The following is a 17,537-nucleotide window of genomic DNA, read 5'->3' as shown; positions in this document are numbered from 1 at the left end:
GGAGTGCTCATGCTGACTGCACGTAACTACCTCGCCCTTGCCCTGCTAACAGCGACCGCATTCGGAGCGGCCACTTCTGCGCCTGCCCCTGTTGAAATTTCATCCTTCCTTGAGAATCCTTTTCAGACAGGCGCGATGCTGCAGGACACTAATGGAGACAAGGTTGCCGATGCCATCTGCGGCCACATCATCGTCTCGCCAGCGGCATCGGAAGCTGAAAATGCAGCGGCTGCAAATCTAGCTGCGAGGCTTGGCTATGGTACGAGCGCGTTAACACTTCCAGTGGTTGTGTCCGAGCCAGCCCCTGCGCCGCAAGCTGGGTGCAAGACCTCGAATAATATCTGGATAGGGTCATCCCTTCCCTCTGGCGAGCGGGCGAAGCTTGCTCCCTTACTCGAAGATCTCTCCCTGTCTGAGGGCGGCATCTATGCAGTTCCTGGTGGGATTACCGTACAGGCCCATGACGAGGTCGGCCTGCTGGTCGCTGCCAATGCGCTGGCGGCGCGGGCGCCTTATCTCTGGAGTCTGCCCGGCGCGAAGATCAATTCACTCGCGGCTGCGCTGAATACCGCCTTTGAGAAAGCAGGCCTGCAGGCACATGCAGACCTGCGAGGCCTCACCTATCTCAGCCGGACGCCAGGCGCCAGGCTTGCCGTCTTCTCCGTAAGCGGGTCGACCGATCTCGCCGGTATCGATAAGGCCTTGAAGCCGGAGGAACCTGGCACGCCGCTTCAACTGCATGGCATTCGGGAAGCGCGCCTTCTGATTGGAGAAACACCCCTAACGATTGCGGGGGTTCCGCAGCCGCTATCCGAGGGCCTCCCATCCACGCCGGAGGCATCCGCCGAGGCTGCACGCTCCCTCGATCTTGGGGAGCTCTATACGATCAAGGGACTCCTGAATGGAAGCCCGAAGAAGCCGATTCCATCAGCAGTCGCTACTCACCTCTATATAACGGCAGGTGCCCGAGGGACCGCGATGGCCAATCTAGCGGCGCGTATTGGCCTGGAGACGACGGGCATCATCCTACCCCTGGCAGAACCCGCTTCCGGCGTATCACCGGCGCAGGTCAAGACAAGCGCTGTGGTCGGTGGTGACTCGGCCCTTTCGCAGCGGCTCACGGACATCTTGAGCGCGCCCGGAAATGTCGACCTTGACAAGCTGGTCCGCGGCCAGTATCTCCATACCCCGAAGAGCCCGGAATTTGATGCTCTGGCCGCGAGCGAGGGTGAACTCAGGGTCGTGGATCGCGGCTTCGGTAAGCAGGATGCGCTGCTGGTGCGCGGGGATGACCAAGGCGCTGCAGCAGCAATTAGCTATGCGGCTGACCATCTGCCGTTCCTCTGGGAGCCCTCAAAGAGATATGCATCCGTTGAAGAGATGCGTGACGATGTCCGCCACTTCTTCACTTTGCGCTCGGGGGTGGGTCAGGCTAGCGCCTCGCTCTATCATCTCGATCGCTGGCTCGATGTGTTGAGCAAAAGCGAGCAGGGTAAGCATCTTTACTCCGTGACCGCGGAAGTATACGTTGACGAGGCGGACCCGCGACTCAGTGACTTTCTCCGCAAAGAGATTTCAAGTCGGATTCATGCTGATCACGTGGAGGTTAAGACCGGCAGCCTGCACGCAGGGCTGAAGTGCTGCGCAAGTGATCCTCCGCTACACCGCACCTCCAATGTTGTCCCTTTTATGCAGGCGAAACCTACGATCGCCGAAGACATCGTGATTCCGTGGGAAGGCAGGCGCCTGCTGGAGGCCGTGCAAAAGGCCTCTGTGGGGCTCCCGGTACAGGGCGATGTGAAGGTTGAGGCGCGCGTCAGCGAGAGTCCCGAAGAACGCGCGAAGCTGAGCCAGCAGATTGCCGCGATCCTGCAAAAGAATGGCGCGACGCCAGACCGCATTCAGGTGGAAGTCCTGAGCGCCTATAAGCAAGGCTACAGCTGGCTGCTGGATGGTGTCGCTCAGGAACTCGCGGGCAAAGCCGTGGATCACATCACGATTGAGTTCGCTCCGTATGGCGATCCTGCAAAACTATCTTCCATGAGATCGATTTCGCGATGGGTGCAGGAACTTTACCCTGCAGACGAAATGCTTGCGAAGAAGCTTGGCATATCGCTAACCAAGATCACCTTCTCCAAGATGACGGATGCGAGCGGCCCGACGTATCGGGTTCACGCCTATGCTGTTGACGGTCATGAGCTTCTTCAACAACCGTTCGCTGTCAAGATCGCGGAGCGAAGCTATAGCAGCGAATTTGCAAACTACGATCACGTAAATGTGGAGACCGGCTGGCTGCACATGACCGCAGGCGGAGAAGTCAAAGCAGATGAACGAATCGAGACAGATCCGGAATACTTTTGGGATCACTACCAGACAGAGACACTGCCAGCTATCTACAAATACATTCTCAGGCAAAACAACGGCAAGCCAAAGGTCGAGTACCAGCCGCTCTTTGACACGCTACGCGTCAGCTTTCACATGAGCGAGCCCGACTACAACATTGGCCTCGACCAGGAACGCATCTCTTCGCTCGAGGCCCTGCAGGAAGATACCCTTTTCTCCACGCAGAACTTCTTCTACATGCTCGGAAATCTGGAGTCGACTGGCATGATGGATTACCTCGGCCGCGTTATCCCGGTGGCCTATCCCTCAACAGAGGGGCAGGATGGGCACGTGCGCATCGAGTTCTATGCTAAGGACGCAGCGCATCCCATGGTGCGGCTTGCATGGAAAGAGCGCGCGGACAGCCCGGAGCAAGAGGAGAAGCGCGACCTGCCAGTACTGAAAGCAGGAGGAATTCGTCTAGTCGCTGCACGTGTGCTGGCTGGAAGAGATGGCGTCGAGTCGCTCACCTGGCGGGTGCCGGTAGATGCCAGGGAAGACAAGTTTGATGAGTGGGAAAGGTTGGTTCCCGAAGAACAGCTCGAACACACCGCAATGTTTGCCGAGCAGGGCGAGGGACAGCTTGCCTGGCTGGGGAAGCTGCATACGGCCGGCCTTTACAAAGATGAGCTGGCTTACCCTCATCTCGCTCATCTCGCCTTCGAGTTTCAGCTACCGCTGGGCTTTCACCCACCCGAACTGACGAAGCATGAGGTCGTTGCATCGACGCTCGAGGTTGCGCCTCCGGTGCATCCACGTCCGCAGATTACGGATATAACTCCAGCACCACTCAATGCACAGCAGCGCTTTGTGCAGTGGGAGAGGCCAATCGGCCCAGCAGAGAGCGCTCATCTGCTGGCGCGGCTCGCCACCTATCCAGGCGTGAATGTTTACTGGATGGGCAGAACTTATCTCGGGAACAACATCTGGGCTGCGGATGTGTTACTGCCGACCCCATCGGCTCACCGCTCGATGGCGAAGGAGACGACATACAAGGCTGCCATCATTTACTCTGGCCGCCAGCACGCCAATGAAGTGTCGAGTACCAGCCATCTCTTTCGACTCGCCGAGCAGCTTGTCACCGATCCTGCCACGCGGGCCTCGCTTAATAAGGTCAACGTAGTCATCCATCCAATCACTAACATCGACGGCGCACAGTTGGCGATGGACCTAGCGAAGATCACACCCAATAATATGCTTCACCCTGGCTACCATGCGTCGTTGACAGCGGACCTAGTCACCGACCAGTGGAAGAGCGACCCACTCTACCCTGAGTCGCGGACGCGCCGTCAACTATGGCAAACGTGGCTCCCGGACGCCTTCCTCAATCCGCACGGCTATCCCTCCCACGAGTGGGTGCAGCCCTTCTCCGAATATGCGGCCTGGGTCATTACGCGAACTGAGGCGGAATCAGGCAGAGCCTGGTGGATACCGCGTGGATGGTTCACCAGCTTGAACTACCTGAAGGATCCAGAGCACCCCGAGAGCGAGACTGTGACTATCGCCTTGCGCGACTATATTGCCAACAACATGGTGAAGACTCCAGGGGTGCTGGACATGAATGCAAAGATGAATGCCCGTTACTTCAGGTATGGTCAGCAGTGGGACAAGCGCGACTTCCAGCAACCAATTTATAAAGGCGTCCGCATCTACATGGCGCAGGTCGGCACAACACCTGATCCGCAGTCGCAGAGCTTCCTCGGCCGCTTTCCTGATGTCACCTACGACGATGGCTACACTGAGGCTCCAGATGAGACGGCCTACGGAGACTGGCTCAAGCTGGTCGCCTCCGCGGGCCTGGCATACGATCACGCTCACTTGCAGTACTTGTCTGACGCGAAGATGAAGATTAAGCACACACAGAAGGAGTTTTTCGACGGCGTCTCATGGAAGGTGGATAGGCAGCGGCCTATGCTGCCTGCAAACATCGATACACTCGATCATCAGAAGTAAACGCGCAGAGCAGGCAGCAAAAGGAGCAAATGGTGGGCACAACTTCATTTCGGCCGGAGCCAACGGGGACCATGTCGTGGCTGCGCGGAGCTACGACGGCGCAACGGCGCGTGCTGCTGGCCGCCTCCCTTGGCTGGATGCTCGACAGCATGGACGTGATGCTCTACGCGCTTGCCGTGCCTCGCATGAAGGCAGATCTGCACATGAGCTCCGCCACTGCGGGACTGATCATGTCGGGCACGCTGGTCGCAGCGGCCATCGGAGGAGTACTCTTCGGGCGCTTCGCCGACAGGCGTGGCCGGACCCGCGCCCTTACAGCGAGCATTCTCGTCTACTGCCTTTGCACCGGACTTTGCGGCCTGGTTCACACGGCGATGCAACTGGCCATCTGCCGCGTGCTGCTCGGCTTCGGGATGGGCGGGGAGTGGGCGGCCGGCGCTGCGCTGGTTGCAGAGACATGGCCAGACCAGCACCGTGCCAAGGCGCTCGCGCTGGTGCAAAGTTCGTGGGCGGTCGGTTACGCACTCGGGGCTGGAATCGTCGGGCTCATCATGCCGCATTTCGGCTGGCGCCCAGTCTTCTTTGCAGGAGTTCTTCCTGCTCTGTTTGCGGTGTGGATCAGGCGGCGCGTCGAGGAGCCCGAACGCTGGCAGGAGTCTGAGGCATCCGTCACCCCGCTGCGCGAGGTCTTCCGCAGCGGCACCCGTCGGCGGCTCACGCTCGTCACGCTGATGAATGGAGCGACGCTCTTTGCCTGGTGGGGACTTTTCTTCTGGGTTCCTTCGTTCCTCTCCCTGCCGGTGGCGCAGGGAGGGCGCGGACTCAGCATCCTGCAAACCTCCGGCTGGACGATCCTGATGCAGGTAGGGACCTTCGCGGGCTATGTGAGTTTCGGCTTCTTTGCGGATCGCTTTGGCCGCCGCCGGATGTATATCCTCTACCTTTTAATGGCGGCCATCGTAGTGCAGTTCTATGCGCGCGCCAGCAGCCCGGGCACGCTCCTGCTACTGGGACCGATTGTAGGATTCTGGGGATCGGGATACTTCAGCGGGTTTGCTGTCATCGCAAGTGAACTTTTCCCGACCATTATCCGCGCATCAGCAATGGGCTTCTCCTACAACATGGGAAGAATTGTCAGCGCCGCCGCTCCCTACGTGGTGGGGCGCGCCTCTGCCAACCACGGCATAGGCGCCGCACTGGGCATCACCTCCGTGGCTTTCCTGACGGCAGCAGCGCTGGCGACTACGCTGCCGGAGACCCGAGGGGCGCCGCTAAGCTAGGAACCTTTCCTGCAAGCCGTGGAGTGCCCGGCTTCTTCAATGCAGGAATTGCGCTCCACACAGAGCACAATTATGTAGACAAGATCGTACACATGCTAAACTTTCTGCGAGTCGCATCTGATCGTATCCCCTGGCTTCTCTATTCTGTTTCTCCCGTTCAGCATCTTCTCAGGAAGTCTCACGGAGGACTATGTCGACCCGCCAACGTCTTCGCGCTCTCAGCCTCGCACTCCCCTTGCTCATTACTGCTACCTTCTCCACACTGTCTTTGGGCCAGACAGTTACGCCAGAGCAGCAGTCGCCGTATAGCGCGTTGCACTACCGCTACATCGGGCCGCCGGGCAATCGGGTAACGTCAGTCGTCGGTGTTCCGGGTGATTTGAACATTTACTACGCAGGCGCAGCTTCGGGCGGCGTATGGAAGTCCTTTGACGCTGGTGAGCACTGGTATCCGATCTTCGACTCGCAGCCCGCACAATCCATCGGCTCGATAGCCATTGCTCCGTCCAACCACAATATTCTCTGGGTAGGCACGGGGGAAGCTTTTATCCGCAGCAATGTCTCGCTCGGCGACGGAATTTACAAGTCAATCGACGGCGGCAAAAGCTGGCAGCATATGGGGCTCGAGAAGACAGGCCGCATCGGGCGAATCCTGATCGATCCTGCGAATCCCGACATCGTCTACGCCGCCGCGCTGGGCACCTGCTACGGGCCGCAGCAGGAGCGTGGAGTCTACCGCACGACCGACGGCGGCAAGAACTGGAAGCGCGTTCTCTTTGTCGACCAGAATACTGGCGCCTACGACCTTACGATGGATCCGACGGACTCGAGCAGGATCATCGCCTCCACCTGGCAGATCGACATCAAGACATGGGGACGAAAGAGCGGAGGGCCGGGGAGCGGGTTATTCGTTACCAGCGATGGAGGCGATACCTGGAGCCGCATTAACGGGCATGGTCTGCCACCTTCCCCGCTAGGAAAGATTGCGGTGAGCTTCGCACCCAGCGACTCGCGGCGTGCATATGCGCTCATTGAAACCGGCCAGGGCGGTACGCTTTGGCGGTCAGACAACGGGGGCCTCGACTGGAAGGTCGTGAATTACAGCAGACTGCTCAACGAGCGGCCACACTACTACACCCGCATGCTGGTAATGCCGGATAACGAAAATGAGGTGTACTTTCCCTCGAACGGCATCAGCGCAACCTTTGACGGCGGATTCACCACCGACCACATGCATTGTCCGGGCGATAATCCCGATCCCGCGGCTGAAGAAAGCTCTGCCGAGCGCGAAGGCGGCTGCGGCGGAGATAATCACGACATGTGGGCCGATCCGACAAATCCCAGCCGCATGATGGTCGGCTCCGACATCGGAGTGATGATCAGCACCGAGCGCGGACGTTCATGGAAGATGATCCGGCTTCCGATCGCGCAGATGTACCACGTCACCACGGATAATCGCATTCCTTACATGGTGTATGGGCAAATGCAGGATGGCTCTCCGCTCCACGGGCCGAGCAATGCTCCGGGAGAGTCGAGCATCAGCGCGAGCCAGTGGACCACGACAGCCGGCTGCGAAACGGGGTGGAGCACGCCCGATCCGGTCGACAACAATATTGTCTGGGGCGGATGCTATGCAGGCGTAACGGAGCGCTTCGATGCGAGGTCCGGCTTTTCGCGCTCGGTGAGTGTGTGGCCCGACCGCACCATGGGTGCGAATGCAGGCGAGGTCAAGGTCCGCATGAACTGGACCTATCCCTTAATCATCTCTCCGCATGACCACAATACCGTTTATGTAGGCAGCCAATATGTGCATCGCACCCCCGACGGAGGGCAGACGTGGACACGCATCAGCCCTGATCTCACGTTGAACGATCCCTCGATGCACGGCGACTCGGGCGGCCTCACCGTCGACAATCTGAGCGTGGAATACGCCGGAGTGGTGTATGCGCTCGCGGAGTCTTCAGTTGCCAAGGGCCAGATTTGGGCAGGAACCAATGACGGCCAGCTGCAGATGACGCGCGACGGCGGCCAGCATTGGACAAACCTAACCGCGAACATAGCGGGACTGCCGCCGAAGATGACGGTCGACAGCATTGAGCCGTCGAAATATGCAGCCGGCACATGCTATGTGGCTTTCGATGGCCACCAGGTGGATATTCGCGATCCCTACCTCTACAAAACAACCGACTACGGCAAGACATGGACCCGGATCACGACTGGCATTCCCGCGTCACAGTTGAGCTACACACACGTGGTTCGCGAAGACCCGGTGCGGCAGGGACTGCTCTACGCAGGAACCGAAAACGGGCTATATATCTCCCTGGATGATGGGGCTCACTGGAAGCCGTTCCAGCAGAACCTTCCCCATGCGCCGGTGTACTGGCTAACCGTCCAGCCGCAGTTCAACGATTTGGTGGTCGGCACCTATGGCCGCGGATTCTGGATACTGGATGACATCACTCCGCTGCAGCACCTCAAGCCGGGAGCTGCAGAGAATGCTGACAACCTCTTACCAGTGCGGCACGCCTATCGCCTGCGTGCGCGCTCCAAGCGGGATATGGCTCCGGCGGGAGCCTCGGTAGGACAAAACCCTCCCTATGGCGTTCCAATTAACTTCACACTCAAATCCGCAGACGAAAAATTTACGCTGCAAATTTTCGACAGCCAGGGGAAGGCAGTTCGTCATCTGGATGCCAAGGCTCATGCCGGACTAAACCGCATCTGGTGGAATCTACGCTATGAGCCCACCGTCGAGGTAGCCCTGCGCACCATCCCGCCGGGCAATCCGCACATCTGGAGCGAGAAGCGCTTCAGTGGTAAACAGACGCGGCCCATCTTCTACTACGGCGTCGGCGGAGAGTCCACTGATGGCCCGCTGGTGGCTCCCGGCGCCTACACGGTCAAGCTCACAATCGGAGGGAGTACGCAGAGCCAGCAGGTCATTGTCCTGAAGGATCCGACGACTCCCGCTTCGCTACCGGATGCGATTGCTTCTTCCGAACTCTCTCACCAGATCTATGACGACACCAATCTCTCGGCCCAGCTGATCAACCAGATTGAGTGGAGCCGCAAACAGCTGGAGGATACGCGAAGCATGCTCACCGCGCGGGCCGCGGACAAGGCGCTCTTCGACGCCACTGACAACCTGAACAGAAAATACGTAGAACAGGAAAATCTGCTCATGCATCCGACGATCGCCGAAGGTGATGAGAAGTCCTTCCGCGGACCGCTGGGACTTTATCTCAAGTTCATCTGGCTTGGCGCCGAAGTAGGCACCGGTGGCGGAGACGTTGCCGGCAACTCCGACTATGCGCCCACGGAGCCTGAGAAGCAGGTCTTCTCTCTGCTCGACACGCAACTGCACACGGTGCAATCTGCTCTGAGCACAATAGATAAGGAAGCTGTGCCGGCTTATAATTCCATCTTGCAGAAAGCAGGATATTCGATCATCACGCCAGTTCCCAAAGGTGGGACTGTGCCAGGTGAGGCCAAGGCAGATAGTCGTGGTGAGGCAAACGATGCAGACTGAGCATGCTTAAAGAGATTGACTGGATCACACTTAGCGCCGATATCGGGCTGGGAGCTGTCGCATCGGCAACACTAAGCATCTGCCTTGGATTGCTTATCGCCGTGCGCTACAGCCCGCTGCGGCTGTGGCCTCATCGGCGGATCGACATATTTCGCATCCATCGGCTTCTTGCCTATCTGACACTGGTGGCAATCGCGGCCCATGTGCTGGTATTGCTGCTCGCGCGCCGCGTCATTTTTCGGTGGATCGATATTCTGCTGCCGATCCACTCACCCTTGCAGCCGCTCCAGAATACTTTAGGGGCTATTGCGCTTTATGTTTTGCTGGTGGTTCTCATCTCATCGCTCGTGCGCGTCGAGATCGGCCGCCGCCTCTGGAAGTCGTTGCACTATCTCGCGTATCCAGCCGGGCTATTGCTCTTTATTCACGGCATCTTTACTGACTCGGAATTGAAGACCGGCAAAGCTGATCTTCTCGATGGAGAAAAGGTGTTTGTAATGGGCTGCTTTCTGCTGGTGCTTGGCGCATCGCTTTTTGCGCTTCGCCTTCGACGGGTTCGTGCGCGCGAGAAGCTGTTGCGAACCGTAGCAGGCTGAACAGGATATTCAGCGGGCTCGATCGTTACCAGCTTCCTCGTTCTCCGAAGACGTCAATAATATGGCCGACTCGTTCGCAGCCTTTTTCCCAGTTTGTCTGAAGGCTTCGCTCCACCCGATCGGCATCGCCATCCGCCAAAGCACTGATGATGTCATTATGTTCGTTGATCGAAAGCTGCAGATTATGAACGATGGAGCTTGCATAGAGCCGCCAGTAGCGCTCCACCTGTGGTTCGATCGTCTGGTGCCATGCACGCAATCGAGGTCCAGCACCAGACTCAACAATGAGGCGATGAAAGTCCCGATCGATATCAAAAATGGTGCCGTGTTTGCTCGGGTTCGTTCGCACATCGCTCAACTGCTGATTCAACGACTTGAGCTGATGCACGATCACCATTCTTTTTGTTTTGGCCAACGCTGCGGTATTGCGTCCTGCCAGCCCCTCGAGACGACCGAGGAAGGAATATAACTCGCTTGCATCGTCTTTTGTGAGCGGGGAGACAATCATGCGGGATTTTGTAGCTGTCCGCTGCTCTCTGACGTAGCCTTCCTGCTGCAGCCACTGGAGCACTGCACGCACGGGCGTGCGACTTACCTTGAGACGTTTAGCCAGCTCTTCTTCAACGATCCACGTGCCCGGGGAAAGTTTGCCATGTACGATGAGCTCTCGAACCTGCTGCAATGCCTGGAGAACTGTGGTGTCTTGCTTTCGCTGGGAAGTGCCAGTTTTTGATGCTTTCTTTAACCCCACAGCCGTCATAATCACCCGTTCTCTAGTGTTAGATTGTACAACCCGCTCGTACCATGTCGCACAGAGTGAAGTCAGGGTGTAACTGGATATGCCGCATTCCACAGATCTCTGCATTTGCATGTGGCAGCAGCTATCACAGGCAGCGGCGATGATGGACGCAACAATCCTCAATGCTTCTGGATCGCAATACTTCTGGTTCAGCCGCTGAAGCCGGAAAGCTATTCTTTCGGCGTAGTACTCGAGCCGGCTTCCGGTTGCATAAGATAGCGGTAGAAGAATTCATCGGTTCGCCGCCACGCATCTCTTAGTACATAGGCCCTGCGGAAGAAGTGAATCTCTCCCGGATAAATAGCCATATCAAAAGGCTTGCCGAGCTTCTCCAGCGTGTCGATCACCTTCAGCGATTCCCAGAAAGGTACATTGGCATCATTGGTGCCTTGCAACAGCAGCAACGGGCGAACGAGTTTATCCAGATGCTTGACAGGTGCGGAGCGGTCATAAAGTTCAGGATCGGTCACAGGAGTTTCGCCGAGCCTTCCCAGGATGAGTCCTCCTGTTGTCCATGTCTCCCAGTCGCCTACGCCGGCCACATCGATTGCACAGCGGAAGAGAGTCGGATCAGTCACCATGGACTGCATCGTCATGAAGCCACCGTAGCTCAATCCCCAGATGGCGATGCGATTCGGGTCAACATAACTAAGCGTCTTCAGGTAGTCAGCGCCTGCGTTTACATCCTGAGTTTCGCCGCCTCCCAGGTCTCTGGATGCTCCAGTTGCCCAGTCTCTGCTATAGCCGGAGCTACCGCGGTAATCGGGCGTCAGCACTACATAGCCCTGCTGCGCGAGATATTCATCCATGGCGTAATACATGCGATAGGCGCCAGGATGCCATGCCAGATAGTTCTGATCGGCGCCCGAGCCGTGCACCCAGATGATGGCAGGGTGCTTCTTGGTGCGGTCCAGATGCTTATCGACGATGAGCGTAGCTGGAACAGGCTTTCCATCTTTCCTGCTCGGATAATGCACTGCTACGGGCGCGATGAGATCCTGTGGCAGCAAACCCGGAGGGAGTGAATTAGTGAGCCGAATGGGAACAGCTGCCGGCTTTGCCGCAACAGAGTAGACCTCGAGTGGATGCTCCACCGCACTTCGCTCATAAAGCAGAGTTGCGCCATCGGGAGAAAAGGCCGGGGCGCGATTCACACCATGCTCCGTAACTATAGGCTCGATACGTCCACTCTCTACGGAGGCTATGGAGATGAAGCGCTCCATCTGGTTGCCATCCGCGCTATGCGCGAAGGCAATTCGCTTGCTATCCGGCGACCATGCGATGTAGCCATCGCCGAAGTTTCCCTTGCCTATCTGCTTCGCCTGCGATTCAGAGGTAGCGTCCGTCTGTATCACGTAGAGATGCGGCCATCCGCTGCGGTCGCTGATAAACGCTACCCACTTACCATCAGGCGACGTAACATCCATCGCGCCATCAGCGGGTGAAATCCATGCGGGATCATGATCTTTCCACAGCGTGCGCGTTTCGCCGGTCATGGAAGTGATTTTCAACTCCATGGTTTTGTGATCAGGCGAGAACTCCTCATGCACGATGGACGGCCCCGCGGCCCATTGCATGTCAGTCGATCCGTAATTGCGTGCTGACACAGGTATCCACGTTGGCTCTGCTGCATAGCTGAAGACTGAAACGATGCCGATGCGATCATCCCAGTTCAAGCTGCGAAATACCTTCACCAGATTGCCGTTATAGGGCAGCGGCTCCGGTACAGATTCGTGGCGTGCAGCATTGAAGGCTACATATTGGCCATCCCCGGAAAAGGAAGGCTCGGAAGCGTGGAGGCCCTCCGGCATATGTGTAAGCCTGCGCCGCGCCTGAGACTCAAGCGAGGCTACCCATACATCGTCTTTCTGAATGAAGGCGATCTGCTTCTTATCCGCCGATAGGGAAAAGCTGCTCACTCCCTCAAAGCCCGCCAGCGACTCCGGCTTGCGTGTGGCGGTCGATACTCTCCAGAGCTGGTTTCCTTTGCTGAAGATGATTTCGTCTGAAGAGGACCACTCAAAGTGGCCTATGTCACAGACCAGCAGGTTCGGATCAACAGGAAAATCGGTCAGCGCAATCGGCGCTTCTCCTGCCCTGACCATGAATAATTCCTGCTTGCCTGCGGCATCCCACAGAAAAGCTATGGTCTTATTGTCTGGCGACCATTGTGCCTCAGTCGGATATTTGATATCTGCGATGCGATCGATGGTAATGCTGCCACGAGGTGCTTCTTGAGCATACGTCGCCTGCACAACGCCCACACCCATCCACAACAACATACAGACTGGAAGAACTTTTACATTCATCAGACAATCTCCGAGCTTTCGTAATTACCTACCGCGCCAGGTACTCCTGTTGGATAGCTTCAACTGCACAGGGCAGAATGATCCTGCCCCGTGCAGTTGCTAGATAGCTTCCTAGAAGCTGAAGCGCATTGCAAATCGAGCAATGAATGGGTTGAGTTGGTTCGTCGGCCGCCTGAAGCTGCTGCCGCCGGTCGGAACTTCACTGATTACAGTATTCGCATTCGCGATATTAAACAGATCCGCAATCGGTTCGAGTGTAAAGCGGTCGCCTAGATGTGTCGGCCGTGAAAGGCGGATATTAGCGATATCAACGTTCGGCAGACGAAGATGACCTATCGTGTCGCCAATCACCGATACCTGCCCCTGGTTGAGGTTCTCGAAGACAGCGGTGGGAGGCCCATTGTTAGGATCAAGCGGGTAACCGGTATAGTGCTGATAGTTCAACCCCAAAGCTATCGACTTAGGCAGCGTATAGTTCGACAGTATCTTGAACATCTGCGTGGCGTCGTAGTTCAGGATGGCACTCTTCCGGTTGATCTCGTTATTCGGATTATTGAAGTCATCCGTCAGTCCGCGTGTATAGGTTCCTTTCTGCTGCTGAAGAGTGTAGCCGGCCAGGACCTGCCAGCCTCGGCTCATCCTCTTGGTCATGGTGAACTCAATACCGTTGTAGTGATTCGTGTCCAGCTCGGGGATATTGGTGATTAGGTAGTTCGACAGGCCAACATCGGCGGGATTCAGGTTATAGAGCGTAATCTGTTGCCCGGTAATCGAATTGATCAGTGGATTCCCGAGGTTATCAACCTTTGTCGCAGTATAGTCAGTAGCAGGATTAGCCAGGTTGCGTTCCGCAAATTGATTCTTGATATTACGGTAGTAGTAGTTAACGCCGACCATGACAGAGGACAGTACCTGCTGTTCATACCCGACATTGAATTCACTCGTATATGGGCGCTTCAGATTCGGATCAACCTTAGTTACAACTCCACCTGAGGCAGAGACCAGATTGGCAGGAGAATCCCATTCATTCTGCTGTGGAACGCCATCTCCATTGAGATCGTTCCAGTTATAGACCTGAGTGCTCAGACCATTTGGATTGATCTGCTCAGCGAGCCCAGCGCCTTCAATGATGTCGAATTGCCCATAATAGGCGCGGATCACCGACCGTCCTTTTCCGGTTAGATCGTAGGCCATACCGAGACGCGGACGGAAGGTATTCCAGGTAGCGATGTCAGGTGACTTTGCGAAGGTCCTCTGGGGAAAAAGAGCGGGGAAGGTCGCAGCAGGACTGGTTTGTGCAGGATAAAAAGTGTTGAAGTGATCGTATCTGACGCCCAGGTTAAGCGTCAGCTTACGCTTGATGGTCACAGAGTCCTGCGCATAGGCGGCTGTCTCGTGATAAATGCTTCTCACATTGACAGGTGTGTTGTAGGCGATAACTTCAATAGGCTTGGTGTTGTTGTAGAGCGCGTTAATACCCTGGTCGACCGTGTAGTTATACCCGTTCCTGTTGACGGAACTATCCACACCGAACTTGAAGGTGTGAGAGCTGCCCCAAAGATGCCCGTTGTAGTAGGACACTCCCTCGGCAAAAGCGATTACGCTTGCAGGATTGACAAACGAGTAGGGCGGCGCACCGGACTCAGTCGAGAGAGTTACATCCTGCCGGTTAAGAGCATTGAGAGGAGTTCCTGGCTGGTTCTCAAGCGGAAAGACCTGGTGCAGATACCCGAAGCGGGTATCGAAGAGCATATTCTTGACCGTGCTCGTCCACTCCCCTTGCAGGATGTATGCAGGTTCGATCTGACGCCACGCTGCATCTGCACTTACAAAGGCATAGGATGTATCGCGGCGGAAGAACCTGTTCTGCTCGTTGTACCACCAGACAAAGTCGAGGTGATTATTCTTCGTAAGCTGGTAGTCACTGCGGAGCGTGACATTGCTTTGATGGTTCGGATCGGTCGTGGGCGTGCCATCGGGATTAGTGACCGAGAGGACGCTCTCCTTTAAGTCGTAGAGCCGCCATGACCCGAATATCCACCATTTATCTTTCAGGATTGGCCCGCCCAAATTAGTAGCTATATCTCGCGCCATGATGAATGGCGTGCCGGAGGGTACTGGAACGCCGCCGTAGATTGGATTGCTTATCGTGGCCTGGGTGCCAGCTGATTGGTAGTAGGCTGCTGCAAGACCATGCATCTGGTTGGCGCCTGACTTGGGAACCAGGTTCATATAGACGCCGCCTACTGCGACCTCAGCCGGAGCGCTATCGGTTACGACCTGAAGCTCAGAGAGAGAATCATCATCAACATAGAAGGACGTATAGCCGCCAGTTGAGCCGGGCCAGTTGAGACGCAGACCATTAAAGCTGTACACCTGGTCTCCGGGCAGGCTGCCGTGAACCTGCATGACCGATTGTTGAAAGCTCTGGCTGCCGGCAATATCAAAATCGCTGGTAGCCACGCCAGGAGCCTGCGCAACGGTAGAGAATGTATCCCGGCCACTGGGAACATTCTGCAACAACGCCTCATCAAAGGTAGTCGTGGAAGTGTTATCCGTCGTGTCGACCACAGGAGCCGCTGCCGATACAACTACCGATTGCTCGCTGGTACCAATTGCCAGCTCGGGGCTGACAGTAGCAGTAAATCCGGGAGTGATGGAGATGTTTGAGCGCACCTCTGTTTTGAATCCCGAGATAGTGTAAGTCAGCTCATAAATGCCAGACGGCAGGGAGTCAAAGAGATATCCCCCTGCCACATCGGTTGCAGTCGTACGAGACGTCATGAGCGCAGGACTCTTTACGGTAATTGATACGTTAGGCAGCGCACCACCTGAAGCATCTGTTACGACACCTCGTATCTGGCCGGTGATCGCGACCTGGCCAAACGCTAATGATGAGCCTAGACCCAGGATGAACAGAAGCAACAGAATTCTTTTTGTCATGACCTCTCCTTACACGCGTACTGTGGTGCTCGACAGCTGGTAACAGTGATAGACCTGCAGCCTCTCCTCAGCGCTGGAAGGTACGCGTCGGAAAGCCGCAGAGAAAAGATTTGAATGATTACAACGTGCTCCGAAAAGTAGTCTGGAACTCAGCAGCAGAAAGACTGATCGAGAAAAGGAGCTTTAATTTTGTGAGGCGAATGCGTATTCACAACAATGGTGAAGGCCCCGGCATTGGGTGTCCGCGAGTTAGAGCGCCGGGTGCTTCAGGTGCCAATCCGTGTGAAGCTGATATAACTTTGCTGCTCTTAAAACTGCAGCGTCGTTGCATGCTCGTCCCATGATCTGCATGCCATAAGGAAGACCAGCTGCACTGAAACCACTGGGGACGCTGATTGCGGGCAGCCCGCAAAGACTGGAAACTCCGTCGGGGGCGCGTCTATCCATGTGAAACTTCTTCGCGGCCTTAGCAGTTGCAGGATCATTTGGATCGTCAGGATCCTTTGCCCGCAGTGGCTGCGCCGCCGTCGGCTGCGCGGGAGAGATCAGCACCGAGTAGCGGTCGAACATGCTGTCAGCCGTGCGCTGCAACATAGGTCGAACGCGTTGAACATGAAGATAGTCCGTAACGGAAAACTGTTCGCTGGCGTAACCATTCACTTTGCCCACCGGATCGACAAGTTCCTTACAGTCTCCACTATGTATCAAATGTTCAAATGCGCTGGCAGCTTCCATGAGGATGGTCAGCTCGGCAGCCTCTTCAAACGGACCATCGGGAAACTCACATGACTCGACGGATGCACCTGCTTTCTCAAATACCGTGCAGGCTTCATCCACCGCCTTCTCCGTTCCCGGATCGCTCTTACCGTAGACATTCGTGAGACGGCCAATGCGAAGCGGAGCGCCATGGCCAGGATCCGTCTCCTGATAAACGAAGGGCTTCGCGCTGCTACTGAGCGAGTCGTGATCGAGCGGGTCATGCCCGGCCAGCACACTCAGCACCAGCGCGCAATCGTTTGCGGTTCGCGCCAGTGGGCCCAGCTTGTCCATGCTGTATGCAATGGCCATCGAACCATACCTGCTGACACGACCGAAGCTCGGGCGCATGCCTGAAACTCCGCACCAGGAAGATGGGCAGAGGATTGAGCCGCGCGTATCTGAGCCCAAGGCCCAAGGCGCCAGGCCTGCTGCGACGATTGCGCCGGAACCGCTCGATGATCCACAGGTCCAGCACTCTGGATTCCACGGATTCCGCGCTGGGCCTGTCAGCGAAGCTTCACCCGAGCTGTATCCCAGCCCGCCGGCCAGTTCAATCATGGCAGCTTTGCCCAGAAGGATCGCTCCAGCATTATTGAGCCGTTCCACGACTGTCGCATCAAAATCGAAGCTCTGATGCGCATAGGGCACCGCTCCCCAGGTGGTCGGATAGCCTTTCACTGCTACGAGATCTTTCACAGCATAGGGAATCCCGTGCAGAGGCCCGCGATACTTACCAGCTTTAATTTCCGCTTCAGCCTGCCTGGCCTGCCTGAGCGCCAGGTCGGCAGTGAGCGTTACAAACGCATTCAATCGCGCGCCTATCGTGCGGCAGCGTTCGAGATAGCCCTCGGTCAACTCCACAGGTGAGAGCCGGCCCTCTCGGATTGCGCCGCCGAGCGCTTCTACCGACATGAAATACGTTTCCCTGGGAACCATTGAGTCCTCTAGAAAGCCGTTGGATTGATCAGGTAAAGAGAGCCGGTGCCT

8 protein-coding genes are annotated in these 17,537 nt (G+C 56.7%); 4 read left to right on the top strand and 4 right to left on the bottom strand.

Annotation, left to right across the window (positions count from 1 at the left end; genetic code table 11):
- Nucleotides 1-9 precede the first annotated feature (9 nt).
- The 4 genes from C7378_RS14620 to C7378_RS14605 all read left to right on the top strand — a co-directional run bounded on the left by C7378_RS14620 (nucleotide 10) and on the right by C7378_RS14605 (nucleotide 9,740).
- Nucleotides 10-4,335 (top strand): M14 family metallopeptidase, encoded by a 4,326-nt coding sequence (locus C7378_RS14620; protein ID WP_131998387.1) that lies wholly within the window; start codon nucleotides 10-12, stop codon nucleotides 4,333-4,335.
- A gap of 29 nt (nucleotides 4,336-4,364) precedes the next feature.
- Nucleotides 4,365-5,615 (top strand): MFS transporter, encoded by a 1,251-nt coding sequence (locus tag C7378_RS14615; protein WP_131998384.1) that lies wholly within the window; start codon nucleotides 4,365-4,367, stop codon nucleotides 5,613-5,615.
- Nucleotides 5,616-5,805: 190 nt separating this feature from the next.
- Nucleotides 5,806-9,144 carry a WD40/YVTN/BNR-like repeat-containing protein gene (locus tag C7378_RS14610; RefSeq protein WP_131998381.1) on the top strand — a complete coding sequence of 1,113 codons (3,339 nt, stop codon included), beginning with the start codon at nucleotides 5,806-5,808 and terminating at the stop codon, nucleotides 9,142-9,144.
- A gap of 2 nt (nucleotides 9,145-9,146) precedes the next feature.
- Nucleotides 9,147-9,740: a ferric reductase-like transmembrane domain-containing protein gene (locus tag C7378_RS14605; RefSeq protein ID WP_131998378.1), complete on the top strand. Its 594-nt coding sequence runs from the start codon at nucleotides 9,147-9,149 to the stop codon at nucleotides 9,738-9,740.
- A gap of 25 nt (nucleotides 9,741-9,765) precedes the next feature.
- Here the strand turns inward: C7378_RS14605 and C7378_RS14600 are convergent, their stop codons facing one another.
- The 4 genes from C7378_RS14600 to C7378_RS14585 all read right to left on the bottom strand — a co-directional run bounded on the left by C7378_RS14600 (nucleotide 9,766) and on the right by C7378_RS14585 (nucleotide 17,462).
- Nucleotides 9,766-10,500 (bottom strand): GntR family transcriptional regulator, encoded by a 735-nt coding sequence (locus tag C7378_RS14600; RefSeq protein WP_131998375.1) that lies wholly within the window; start codon nucleotides 10,498-10,500, stop codon nucleotides 9,766-9,768.
- Between the two features lie 209 nt (nucleotides 10,501-10,709).
- Nucleotides 10,710-12,848, bottom strand: a complete 2,139-nt coding sequence (locus C7378_RS14595) for a S9 family peptidase (protein ID WP_131998372.1) — start codon at nucleotides 12,846-12,848, stop codon at nucleotides 10,710-10,712.
- Between the two features lie 111 nt (nucleotides 12,849-12,959).
- The gene (locus C7378_RS14590; RefSeq protein ID WP_131998369.1) at nucleotides 12,960-15,791 is read right to left on the bottom strand and encodes a TonB-dependent receptor; all 2,832 of its coding nucleotides are present in this window, start codon (nucleotides 15,789-15,791) and stop codon (nucleotides 12,960-12,962) included.
- A gap of 249 nt (nucleotides 15,792-16,040) precedes the next feature.
- Nucleotides 16,041-17,462: an amidase gene (locus C7378_RS14585; protein WP_165876825.1), complete on the bottom strand. Its 1,422-nt coding sequence runs from the start codon at nucleotides 17,460-17,462 to the stop codon at nucleotides 16,041-16,043.
- Nucleotides 17,463-17,537 lie beyond the last annotated feature (75 nt).

It is taken from the genome of Acidipila rosea (assembly GCF_004339725.1).
Classification (GTDB): domain Bacteria; phylum Acidobacteriota; class Terriglobia; order Terriglobales; family Acidobacteriaceae; genus Acidipila; species Acidipila rosea.
This window is presented reverse-complemented; position numbering and strand designations above follow the sequence as displayed.

What these genes read in the sequence shown, in the direction of transcription:
- C7378_RS14615 (WP_131998384.1), top strand. Translation starts at nt 4,365, where the DNA reads ATGGTGGGCACAACTTCATTTCGGCCGGAGCCAACGGGGACCATGTCG.
- C7378_RS14590 (WP_131998369.1), bottom strand. Translation starts at nt 15,791, where the DNA reads ATGACAAAAAGAATTCTGTTGCTTCTGTTCATCCTGGGTCTAGGCTCA.
- C7378_RS14600 (WP_131998375.1), bottom strand. Translation starts at nt 10,500, where the DNA reads ATGACGGCTGTGGGGTTAAAGAAAGCATCAAAAACTGGCACTTCCCAG.
- C7378_RS14585 (WP_165876825.1), bottom strand. Translation starts at nt 17,462, where the DNA reads ATGTCGGTAGAAGCGCTCGGCGGCGCAATCCGAGAGGGCCGGCTCTCA.
- C7378_RS14595 (WP_131998372.1), bottom strand. Translation starts at nt 12,848, where the DNA reads ATGAATGTAAAAGTTCTTCCAGTCTGTATGTTGTTGTGGATGGGTGTG.
- C7378_RS14610 (WP_131998381.1), top strand. Translation starts at nt 5,806, where the DNA reads ATGTCGACCCGCCAACGTCTTCGCGCTCTCAGCCTCGCACTCCCCTTG.
- C7378_RS14605 (WP_131998378.1), top strand. Translation starts at nt 9,147, where the DNA reads ATGCTTAAAGAGATTGACTGGATCACACTTAGCGCCGATATCGGGCTG.
- C7378_RS14620 (WP_131998387.1), top strand. Translation starts at nt 10, where the DNA reads ATGCTGACTGCACGTAACTACCTCGCCCTTGCCCTGCTAACAGCGACC.